Genomic DNA, 9247 nt, shown 5'->3' on the forward strand with positions numbered 1-9247 from the left:
TGAACACGGATGGAGCAACTATTAGTATTGACTTATGGAGACAAAATATATAAGTGCACATTACATCCAAATGAGCAATCAATAGTGTCGATTGGAAAAGAGTGGACAAATGATATTACGAATCCAAGTTTAGAACAAGAAGTAGAATTAAAGTGGAATAATGAAGTGAACGCTTGGATGGTAGAAGATCAATTAATAGAATTCAATAAGGAGTTTGAGATTGGAAAAACGAAAGACGTGAGCTTAAAAGTCTTTATATCTATTATTGGCACAACTAAAGTGTTTGATATAGGAACGAAACATTCTCTTACAATTAGTCAAAATAGTTATGATGATATCGCTATTACAGGAAGTAGCGTAGATTTAATGTTATCTCGTGAAACGTTGTACGATGCATTTAAAGTGAACGTATATGACGGGGATGTATTTCATAATTATACGAAGCTACAAGATAGCGTTATGTTAGAAGCAGGAGACCAATTATATTTTGATGGTGTCTTAGTGGAGATTGGCAGTGAAGATATTCAAGTATTGTCTTCAGAAGATAATGTGAAATCTGCGTTACCTATTTTAGTAGAATCAGAAACCTTTTATCAAAGTGGTTATCCAGACTATCATCGTTCACCACGTATTATTTATCGTGAACCAGAAGAGAAAATGACAGTTGCGAAACCATCAAGTAAGCCGGCAAAACCAACTGAGCATTTAGCAAGAATAATCGCACCTTCTCTTGTCATGATTGTTGTAACAGTATTACTTGCTATTTTTATGAAATATGGTCTATTTATATTAGCATCAGTTGCAATGACTGTAGTAACGATAGTTGTTTCTGTCACATCATATATAAAAAATTTAAAGCAATATAAAATCGACATTATTGAACGTGACAAAAGTTATAGAGAGTATATAAAACAAAAAACGAAAGATTTACATGCAGAAAGTGAAAAGCAGCGTCATGCATTACATTATCACAATCCAAATGTTGAAGAAATACGTAATATGGCTGTTCAAGTAAATCCTCGTATTTATGAAAAAACAATGCAACATCATGATTTCTTAACATTTAGCGTTGGGACAGGACAAGCTAATACGAGTTTTGAAATTCAATTTAATGAAGAAGAATTTAGTCAAACGAAAGATGAATTAATTGATATAGCGCGTGAACTAAGACAGCGTTATCTTTCATTGGAAGATGTACCAGTTGTTACAGATTTAATGAATGGACCAGTAGGCTACATTGGACAGCGCTCTTTAGTGCTAGAACAATTACAATTATTAGTCGTACAAACCGCTTTATTCCATAGCTATTATGACTTGCAGTTTATTACTATTTTTCCTGAAGAAGAAAAAGAGAAATGGGATTGGATGCGCTGGTTACCTCATGGAAGTGTTCGTGATATAAATGTACGTGGATTTGTATACCATGATCGTAGCCGAGATCAAGTGTTAAATAGTTTATATCAAATATTAAAAGAGAGAAAACAAAAAGTAGATGAAAAAAGTTCAACAAATGAAAAACTGTATTTCGCACCACACTATATTGTACTCATTACAGATGAAAAACTAATTTTAGATCATGTTGTTATGGAATTTTTCAATGACGACCCGAGTCAATTAGGTGTATCACTTGTATTTGTTCAAGATGTTATGCAAAGTTTACCAGAGCACGTGAAAACGGTAATTGATATAAGAGATGCAAAGCAAGGGAACATCATCTTAGAACAAGGAGAGCTTGTTAACCGTCAATTTAAATTGAATCATGTACCGAAAGGGTTCAATTTAGAAGATGTTTCACGAGCACTAGCACCGTTAAATCATTTGCAAAACTTAAAAAATAGTATTCCAGAAAGCGTAACATTCCTAGAAATGTACGGTGTTGAAAAAATAAAAGAGTTAAACATTACAAGTCGCTGGCAGAAAAATGCAGCGCATAAATCTTTAGCTGTACCGCTCGGATTACGCGGTAAAGAAGACATCGTAAACTTAAATTTACATGAAAAAGCACACGGACCACACGGATTAATAGCTGGTACAACTGGTTCAGGTAAGTCGGAAATTATACAATCTTATATTTTATCTCTAGCTGTCAATTTCCATCCTTACGAAGTTGCCTTTCTACTTATTGACTATAAAGGCGGCGGTATGGCGAATTTATTTAAAAACTTACCGCATTTATTAGGAACAATTACAAACTTAGATGGAGCGCAAAGTATGAGAGCGCTCGCATCAATTAAAGCTGAATTACAAAAAAGACAACGATTATTTGGAGAAAATGATGTAAACCATATTAATCAGTATCAAAAACTGTATAAAGAAGGCTTAGTAAGTGAACCGATGCCACATCTATTTTTAATTAGTGATGAATTCGCGGAACTGAAGTCAGAACAACCAGAATTCATGAAAGAGTTAGTTTCAACAGCGCGTATCGGACGTTCACTCGGAATTCATTTAATATTAGCTACGCAAAAACCGAGCGGTGTTGTAGATGATCAAATTTGGAGTAACTCGAAATTCAAACTGGCATTGAAAGTTCAAAATACGTCAGATAGTAATGAAATTTTAAAAACACCAGATGCAGCTGAAATTACATTGCCAGGACGTGCCTATTTACAAGTTGGGAATAATGAAATTTATGAACTATTCCAATCGGCATGGAGCGGAGCAGATTATGTAGAAAATAAAGAGGATAAAGAACATTTAGACGCAACGATATATGCAATAAACGATCTAGGACAATATGAAATATTAAGTGAAGACTTAAGTGGACTTGGTAGCAGTTCAGACGTAATAAGTGTACCGTCTGAACTTGATGCTGTCATTAATTACATTCACGATTATGCAGAAGTAAATGAAATTGAAGCATTAGCAAGACCGTGGTTACCACCACTTCCAGAAAGCGTATATTTACAAGACTTACATGCTATTCAGTTCAAAGAAGCATGGACGAAAGAAAAGAAACCATTAAAAGCAACAGTTGGTTTACTAGATCAGCCTGAATTACAATCACAAACACCATTAACATTAGATATTAGTAAAGACGGACACGTAGCGGTCTTCTCAAGTCCAGGTTACGGAAAATCAACATTCTTACAATCAGTCATTATGGATGTAGCTCGTCAGCATAGTCCGGAGCATTTGCATGTGTATTTATTAGACTTCGGAACAAACGGTTTAATGCCATTAAAATCTTTACCGCATGTGGCAGATATCATTACATTAGATCAAGTTGAAAAATGCGAGAAGTTTCTTCGTCGCATAGAAGACCTATTAAAAGATAGAAAGCAATTGCTAAGTAAATATGGCGTTGCGAGTCTTGAAATGTATGAGAGAGCTAGTAAAGAAGTATTACCAACAGTATTAATTACGTTAGATAACTATGATGCTGTTAGAGAAGCTGGATTTGTCGAAGACTTTGAACGAATTGTTGCACAAATTGTACGTGAAGGGGCAGCGGTAGGAATTCATTTAATGCTTACGGCTACACGTCAAAATGCATTGAGAGTACAAGTAAATACAAATATTAAACTACAAATTGCTCTATATATGATAGATGAGGCAGAATCTAGAGCTATTGTAGGAAGAACAGAGTTGAAAATTGAAGAATTAGCAGGTCGTGGTTTAGTTAAAATTGACGAACCAACAATCTTCCAAACAGCTTTACCGACAGATGGAAAAGATGTCCTTACTCGAATTGAAAATATACAAGCTGAAGGAAAAGAGATGGATTCCTTCTGGGATGGAGAAAGACCGAAAGTAATTCCTATGGTACCTGAAGTTCTGGAATACAAAGAGTTTATTGCATGGCCAGAAACAAGAAAAATTATTGAAGCAGGCAAACTAACATTTGGTGTAGAAACAGAAAACGTTACACCTCTCGAATTAGATTTAACTGAAGCATCTAATATTGTTGTAGGGGGAATTAAGAAAGATGAAGTTGAAAATGTAGTTCATCAATTCCTTAAACAATTGGCTGAAAGTGGACACTTTGACCTAGGTTTAATTGATACAAGAACACGTAATTTCTCAAACTACAGAGAGAGTGCTGCTTTATATGTAGCTGAAAAAACAGGAATTGAGAAAACGATTAAACAAGTTACAAATGCTTATAAGTCGAGAGAAGCGGCGTTTAAAGAGGAGCAGGAAGATTCAAGTGAAACAGTTAATCCAGCTGAATTTATTAAGAAATTTAAGCCGATTGTAATCGTAATTGCAGATGTAAATGATATTTTAAGTAATTTAGAAGATAGCGATATATATAGTTTAGCGGAATTAATAACAAATGGTGCATTTATGGGCATCCACTTCGTAATTGGCTGTGATGTTGATTCAATTGACAGTCGATACGATTTAGTTTCAAAAACAATAAAAGCGCAATCTCATGTTATTTTACTTAGAAAATCATCGGGACAAATGGTCTTTGATGTATCTAATAAAGATTTAAGTAGTACAAAATTAAATCCATTTGAAGGGTATTTTGTTGAAAATCGTTTTGCTACTAGAATTAAAGTGCCAACTATTTAAGGAGGGATTTGCATGGGGATAGAGGAATTAAATAGTCAAAAATCTGGTTTGTTAAGTAGTATAAGTCATCAACAAGGGCAATTGGCTGAATTACAAATGAAACTACGAAGGCTAACAACTGCTAAAGGGAAATTTGTAAATAATCTTGAAGCAATTAAACAAAATCAAGAGCAGTTTAAGTCTTTAGAAATAAACGAGAGTAGTTGGAAAGGGCAAAGAGCAACTACTTTTAAAGAAACTTATGAACAACAAGTTATTTCGAATTTAGGGAAGTTTATCGGAGAACTAGGGAGAGTGCAAGAAGACATCGATCAAGCTATACGGCGGCTTGAAAGAGAAATCGCTACATGTGAGTCTAGTATTCTTTCTTTAAGTAGAAGTGTTTCAATGGTTGACGCTAGTATTCAAGTAGAAGTACAGAAGGCGGGGAAATGATAAATGGGGGAAATTAAATTAAATAAAGGGGTATTTGATGCGAAAGTAAGTGAATTGAAAAGTGGCGCTAGTGATTTAGGTAAGACTAAATTTAATGGTATACAGTTACAGCGTACGAATTTAAGTAAACTAAAAAAATATTGTGAAGCGATTGAAAAGTTATCGAAAAAAGTGCAGCAATATGAACAAATACTACAAAAAGATATTAGTAGAATTCAGCAAACAGGACAAGAAATGGTTCAGCAAGATGAAAAGCTTGGAAAAGATTTGAAAGACAGTTCAGCTCACCGTGCTATGTAAAGGGATAGGAGGGGGAAAATATGAGCAAAATCATAGAGTTACAAGAAGTAAAAGAACTGCAAGAGCGGTTTAATTCAAGTGCTGAAGAGTTAAATCAACATTTGGAAACATTGCAGCAAAAAATAGAGGACTTTACACAAATTAACTCTTTTCAAGGGAAAGCTGCTGATACTATTAAGAATCATTTATCTACAGTTCATGGAGCTGTTATCACTGGATTTACAGTTACAACGGAAATGTTAAAAAGTCAATTTCAAAAAGCAATAGAGGAGTTTAACAGTGAGGTTGACAGTGATGCAGATGCAAAAATTCATGGAAGTTATTTGGATGATGTAAAGAAAAAAGTTAATGGATATAGTGAGGGATTTAGCCACTCTAATGAAGAGGCGAAAAAAACAGTAGGTACGATTAGTGACATCGTCGCAATTCAATATCCATCATCATCAAGCATCACTGAAGGCGCTGTAAAAAGCCAAAAAGAAATCAGTGATACATTAGAAAAATTAGAGACTTATAACAGTAAGCAAAGTGACCTGCAAGAGTTTGATGAATTAATGCGTAAAATAGATGAGGGAATGAAACAAATAAAAGTGAATAATGGGAATTTGTCTAGCGCCTCAATAGGGAAGTTATTAGCTGACACATCAATTGGAAATATCATTAAGGGATTGGCAGATGCCATGACTAAGTTTGATATTGGGAATAAGGGAGCTAAGGCTACTTTAAATGCTTACATACGCATGCATTATGTTACAAAGAAATTGGGTTTGGAAGTTCTTTTCGATCCTAAAGGCCGAAAAGGTAAAGGGGCATATACATTATCGACTTCTAAGAAAGAAGATATGGTTTTAGCAGAAAGAATACTTAAAATGGATAATAAAGATGACGTGTTATTCAAATATTTAAAGGATAAATTAGAATTTAAATTCGAGGGTTTGAAAACAACAAAGGAACAAATAAAAAAGGCACGCAGAAATATTTATAAATTACCAGAGTTTCAAAATTACGCAGATTTTCAAATGGATCGGGAGAACAAAGGATTGCCTACCGCTATTGGGAAAAAAGGACTGAGTTCATTTAAAGCTGCTTGGGCAGACGGCTTAAAGGATATTAATCCTATGAAATGGAAAGAAGCGTTTAAAGGCTTGGGTAAAGCAGGCGGATTATTGAAAGGAGCAGGTATTTTTGGAGCGGTTGTGTCAGTTGGAGGTAATGTTGTTGATGCTAAAGAAGGTGGTTGGCAGTTAAAAGATGTAGTTGATGTAGCAACAGATTCAGCTGTAGATATTGGAGCAAATGCTGGAGCGATGGCAGCTGGTGCTGTAGCAGGATCGTTTTTCCTTCCGCCGCTTGGTACTGTGGTTGGAGCTGGTACTGCAGTATTTGCTACCTGGGCGATGAATTATAAATTTGAAAAGCTTGGGGGAGACAATCTAATTGATATTACTAAAAAAGGAGTTAAAAATGTAACTGAAAAGATAGATGGGAAATTTAAAATCGGGGAAAAAATAAAATCTATATTTTGGTGATTAGAAAGGTGTATATAAGTAATGTGGAATATAAAAGAAGAGGATTTAGAGAAATTTAGAATGACATGTAGAAGTCGTTTAAATCCTGAAGGTGTCACTGGATTTATGCTCGGAACAATATTTTATACTTCATTGTTCATGATTATTATTTTTTTGGGGGGAATAGATTATTATACCACTGTGTTTGATAAAGTAATTGTTAGGGTTGAATTAGTGTTATATGGTTTGCAAGTAATGTTTTTAATTCTATATTTATTCCCTAAAGCGCGTTTTAAATTTCAAAAATTACAAACGCTCGTTATATTATTATATGCATTTCAACTTGGAACTATCGGATGCACGTTATTTGTTCTTTCTGGAATGATTGAGCATTCAATTGATCTCCATACACGTATTTATGTAGGTCTATTAGTATTAGGTGGAATAATTGTTCATATTGTGACAACAGTTGATACATTTAAACAAGCAAGCGAAGGTGCATTTAGTAGTGGGGACAAATCAGCTTCGTTTTTTAGTAAAACAAAGGGACATGTTATACGAGGTGCTGTAATTTATGTGTTAATTCTTCTTGTTTTGATTTATATAAATAATAATTACTCATTAAACACAATGTTTGGTTATGTTATATGTAATGTTGTTATGTATGCAGTGGCCATTGGTGCAGCAGAATTTCAATTATTGGCTTATTGTAGATTTAAATTCCCTTCATTTAACATATCATGGGAGCAACATAAAAGAGAGTCTCCAAGATATCAAAAGAAAAATAAAAAAGGTAAATCAAAACGTAAGGCGTAAAGGAAATGAGTATAGTAGATTTAAATGTTTGTCATTTACTATAATGTGGAAGGGATATGAAGGGGAGCGTAAGTGACATTTGAAGAAACATAAAAAATATAGCCAAGAGAAGGTATAGTAAAAGGAGTAGGTATTATGAAAATTCAATATAAAGCATTATCACTCTTAAATTTAATTAGCATTACCCAAATTGTAAAAAAAGAAGATTGGTTATTACCTGCTATCGCACTGAGAAATCAAGTTGTTCATAATGGAATATATGCAGTAGGTCCTGTTCTTTTTAAATATCAGCCATTGGACAATGAACCAGAGTACGGCGAATATACGTATTCTGTTCCAGTAAATGAACGTGTTAAATTAGGGGAGAATTCTGCATATGAATACGTTGATGGATTAATTATTGAAGAGGCATTAAGTGTTCGATTTACTGATGAAGATGGTGATATGGAGGAAGCTTATAATTTAATACATGAGTTTGCAGAACAGCATCATATTAAATTAGATAGCGGTTTTTATCACGTATGTTTAGATGTATACGGTGACATGTGGCTAGATATTTATGCTCCTATTATAGAAGTAGGTGAAACAATAAAATGATAATTGAAGGACAAAGTATTGCATATACAAATGTTGTTTCAAAAGAGTACTATTTTCATTACGAAGATATGGAAGAAGCAATTGAACATTTTATGTCAGAAATTGCAACAGCGAATTTAACAGTAAAAGGTCCGATGTTTTATGCTTTAAAAAATATACCATCTGATGAAAATATGTACGTTGAATTATTCATGCCAGTAAATGAAGATAAAATTCCAACATCAGAAACACTTCAATTTAGGAGCTATTATTATGTTGATGAGATGCTCATGAAACGATATACGGGAGATTATGAAAAATTAACAGAGCAGGTATACGGTGAAATGCTTCAGTATATGGAGGATAATAACCTGAATTTAGCCTCGCCAATTTATCATGTGTTTAGCGGTGATGAGTCTTTACAGTATGTTGAAGTGAAGATTGCTGTATTTAATGAAGAATAATATTTTAAGCTTGTGACTTTTAAAATATGGAAACATCATGAAATATCATAAAAGAGATAGTTTTGAATAGGGTTTGGGGAAATGACATAAATAAAACCTTCTCTTCTTGTTAGAATGAGGAGGTTTTTTTATTCTAAAATCTATATGCAATTGATTGAATAGTTCGACATTAGATTTTTCAGTTGGGCCAATCTGTATGGGGAGTAGTTACGTTCTGCAGTTCGCTTTGTTCTTATTTTGAAAGGTAAAATTTATTCGAAAGTCAATTTGGAAAGAGGGAAAGGTGTTATTTTGGATAAAGATCGGAATGTTTCGGAAACAGAGAAAAGTTTTTTTCAAAGGACAATAGTATCTATCTATAAAGCGTTAGAACTTATAGTGAAATATACAATGATTCTTATAATAATAATGTCAATATTTGTGATAATTGCTGCTGTTTATTTTAAAATATATGAGGGTATAGGGGCGGGGGTATTCCTCTTAATCTCGTCATTATTTGCATATTTGGTATTTTTTAAGAAAAGTAAAAATGCCTAAATTAATAGCGAAAATAAAAATCCAAAGATTAACAACTATAATATGTTATTTGAAGAGGGAAAGTTTTGTATATGGCATGAATGTATAACA

The 9247-nt window shown here is 33.6% G+C and carries 8 protein-coding genes; all 8 read left to right on the forward strand.

Features of this window, described 5'->3' with window-relative positions; genetic code table 11:
- The first annotated feature begins 9 nt into the window (after positions 1-9).
- The 8 genes from essC (at position 10) to V7038_RS24435 (ending at position 9157) form a co-directional block, all read left to right on the forward strand.
- On the forward strand, positions 10-4521 hold the full coding sequence (essC, locus tag V7038_RS24400; protein WP_335695763.1) for a type VII secretion protein EssC: 4512 nt from the start codon (positions 10-12) through the stop codon (positions 4519-4521).
- Between the two features lie 12 nt (positions 4522-4533).
- Positions 4534-4956: a YwqH-like family protein gene (locus tag V7038_RS24405; RefSeq protein ID WP_002202236.1), complete on the forward strand. Its 423-nt coding sequence runs from the start codon at positions 4534-4536 to the stop codon at positions 4954-4956.
- A gap of 3 nt (positions 4957-4959) precedes the next feature.
- Positions 4960-5256 carry a TIGR04197 family type VII secretion effector gene (locus V7038_RS24410; RefSeq protein WP_335695764.1) on the forward strand — a complete coding sequence of 99 codons (297 nt, stop codon included), beginning with the start codon at positions 4960-4962 and terminating at the stop codon, positions 5254-5256.
- A gap of 20 nt (positions 5257-5276) precedes the next feature.
- Positions 5277-6785: a T7SS effector LXG polymorphic toxin gene (locus V7038_RS24415; protein ID WP_335695765.1), complete on the forward strand. Its 1509-nt coding sequence runs from the start codon at positions 5277-5279 to the stop codon at positions 6783-6785.
- 21 nt (positions 6786-6806) lie between these two features.
- Positions 6807-7580 (forward strand): hypothetical protein, encoded by a 774-nt coding sequence (locus V7038_RS24420; protein ID WP_199661391.1) that lies wholly within the window; start codon positions 6807-6809, stop codon positions 7578-7580.
- 135 nt (positions 7581-7715) lie between these two features.
- On the forward strand, positions 7716-8177 hold the full coding sequence (locus V7038_RS24425; RefSeq protein ID WP_335695766.1) for a DUF5085 family protein: 462 nt from the start codon (positions 7716-7718) through the stop codon (positions 8175-8177).
- The gene (locus V7038_RS24430; protein WP_000582718.1) at positions 8174-8620 is read left to right on the forward strand and encodes a DUF5085 family protein; all 447 of its coding nucleotides are present in this window, start codon (positions 8174-8176) and stop codon (positions 8618-8620) included. Before V7038_RS24425 ends, V7038_RS24430 begins: the two co-directional genes overlap by 4 nt.
- A 291-nt stretch (positions 8621-8911) precedes the next feature.
- On the forward strand, positions 8912-9157 hold the full coding sequence (locus tag V7038_RS24435) for a hypothetical protein (RefSeq protein WP_078173794.1): 246 nt from the start codon (positions 8912-8914) through the stop codon (positions 9155-9157).
- The last annotated feature ends 90 nt before the right edge of the window (positions 9158-9247 follow it).

The organism is Bacillus sp. JJ783 (assembly GCF_036963225.1).
Taxonomy (GTDB): domain Bacteria; phylum Bacillota; class Bacilli; order Bacillales; family Bacillaceae_G; genus Bacillus_A; species Bacillus_A cereus_U.

Coding starts and splice junctions, on each gene's coding strand:
- essC (WP_335695763.1), top strand. CDS start 10: ATGGAGCAACTATTAGTATTGACTTATGGAGACAAAATATATAAGTGC.
- V7038_RS24405 (WP_002202236.1), top strand. CDS start 4,534: ATGGGGATAGAGGAATTAAATAGTCAAAAATCTGGTTTGTTAAGTAGT.
- V7038_RS24410 (WP_335695764.1), top strand. CDS start 4,960: ATGGGGGAAATTAAATTAAATAAAGGGGTATTTGATGCGAAAGTAAGT.
- V7038_RS24415 (WP_335695765.1), top strand. CDS start 5,277: ATGAGCAAAATCATAGAGTTACAAGAAGTAAAAGAACTGCAAGAGCGG.
- V7038_RS24420 (WP_199661391.1), top strand. CDS start 6,807: ATGTGGAATATAAAAGAAGAGGATTTAGAGAAATTTAGAATGACATGT.
- V7038_RS24425 (WP_335695766.1), top strand. CDS start 7,716: ATGAAAATTCAATATAAAGCATTATCACTCTTAAATTTAATTAGCATT.
- V7038_RS24430 (WP_000582718.1), top strand. CDS start 8,174: ATGATAATTGAAGGACAAAGTATTGCATATACAAATGTTGTTTCAAAA.